Source organism: Candidatus Nitrosopumilus sp., from assembly GCF_029882185.1.
Classification (GTDB): domain Archaea; phylum Thermoproteota; class Nitrososphaeria; order Nitrososphaerales; family Nitrosopumilaceae; genus Nitrosopumilus.
In genome coordinates this window covers 1-1,698 of the sequence record NZ_JAOULD010000100.1, presented here as the reverse complement: position 1 = coordinate 1,698, position 1,698 = coordinate 1, and the positions used below count along the sequence as shown (strand labels likewise).

The following is a 1,698-nucleotide window of genomic DNA, read 5'->3' as shown; positions in this document are numbered from 1 at the left end:
TGGCCAGTTCATCATTAATTTCATTTAATAATTCTGTAAGTGTATTTGACATAAGGTACATACCATATTAGAGTCGTCCTAGTTAATTAAGCTGCAACAGTCATTATTACATCCCTTTTTGATCAATTGGAATATTGGTAAAAGGATTGAAACACTTTGGAACTTTGAATTTATACAAAACAAAATACTTTCCAAGAAAATCTCTTTCACAAAACCAACTCCAATAGTTTCAATCATAAAATTCAATATTATTTGTCAGTTATGATAACAATGCTAGTACTCAAATAGTACAGAGTGGTAAACAAGGCTTGTCAGAAATAGAATTAAAAATTGAAGAGATGCCACAAAGCCATGTTGGTTATGGGGTGGCAATTATTGACCCTCAAACCATTGAAGAAAATAATTGGAAGGCAGGACAAATTTTAGAACTATCTGCAAATAAAAAAAGCCATGTTAAGCTATGGTCAGGGTTTCCAGAGGATCGTGACAGTGGGATTATCCGCATCGACGGTCTTACAAGATACAACATCGGGGCAAGTATCGGGGAAAAAGTCACAATCAATGCTGTACAAGGAGCAGATGCAGAACAAATTGTTTTGTCCCCTACTGAAAAACTTCATGCTGAAGGATTGCATGAGTATATGATTTCTCGTTATCAAGGACATGTCTTTACAACTGGAGATACTGTTATTGTCAGCACCCAAATGGGAAGCAAAATTCAATTAATTGTAACTAGCACAAAACCATCAAAACCAGTAATTGCTACTGAAAATACAATATTCAAGCTGGGTTCAGTAACCAAATCCATTGACGCATCAGTTCCCAGATTTACTTATGATGATTTGGGTGGATTAAAAAATGAAATCCTAAAGATTCGTGAGATGGTCGAATTACCTATGAGACATCCTGAACTCTTTGAGAAAATAGGCATCGAATCGCCAAAAGGTGTTTTGCTGTATGGTCCACCAGGCACTGGAAAAACCTTACTTGCAAAGGCAGTAGCTGGTGAAACAAATTCCCACTTTACATCACTTAGTGGTCCGGAAATCATGGCAAAGCATTATGGGGAAAGTGAAGAAAAACTTCGAGAAATATTTACACAAGCTGAAGAAAATGCTCCCAGCATTATTTTCATTGACGAGATTGACTCTATTGCTCCAAAGCGAGAGGAGATTTCAGGAGAATTGGAAAAACGAATTGTCTCTCAACTGCTAACATTGATGGATGGGATGAAGTCTCGGGGAAAAGTTGTAGTTATCGCAGCTACTAACAGACCTGACTCCATTGATCCTGCACTTCGAAGACCTGGTAGATTTGACAGAGAAATCGAGATTGGAATTCCAGATGATGAAGGCAGACTAGAAGTTCTAAACATTCACACGCGTGGAATGCCTCTAGACAAAAAGGTAGATTTAAAGAAAATTTCCAAGACAACTCACGGGTTTGTGGGGGCTGACTTGGAAGTGCTTTGCAAGGAAGCTGCGATGAAATCTCTGAGAAGAATTTTGCCTGAAATTAATTTAGAGGAAGAAAAAGTTTCAAAAGAATTATTGCAAAAAATAAAGATAACAAGCGAAGATTTTACAGAGGCATTAAAAGAGGTCAGGCCTTCTGCACTAAGAGAAGTTCTGGTTCAGATTCCAAATGTTAGTTGGGATGATGTTGGGGGACTGGACAAACTAAAGGAAGAACTTCGTG

Annotated in this window: 1 protein-coding gene; it reads left to right on the top strand. The window is 37.7% G+C overall.

Translation table 11 applies throughout. From position 1 onward, the window contains the following. Window positions 1–308: 308 nt before the first annotated feature. On the top strand, window positions 309–1,698 hold a 1,390-nt coding region (locus OEW78_RS10540), incomplete at its 3' end, for an AAA family ATPase (RefSeq protein WP_300327244.1).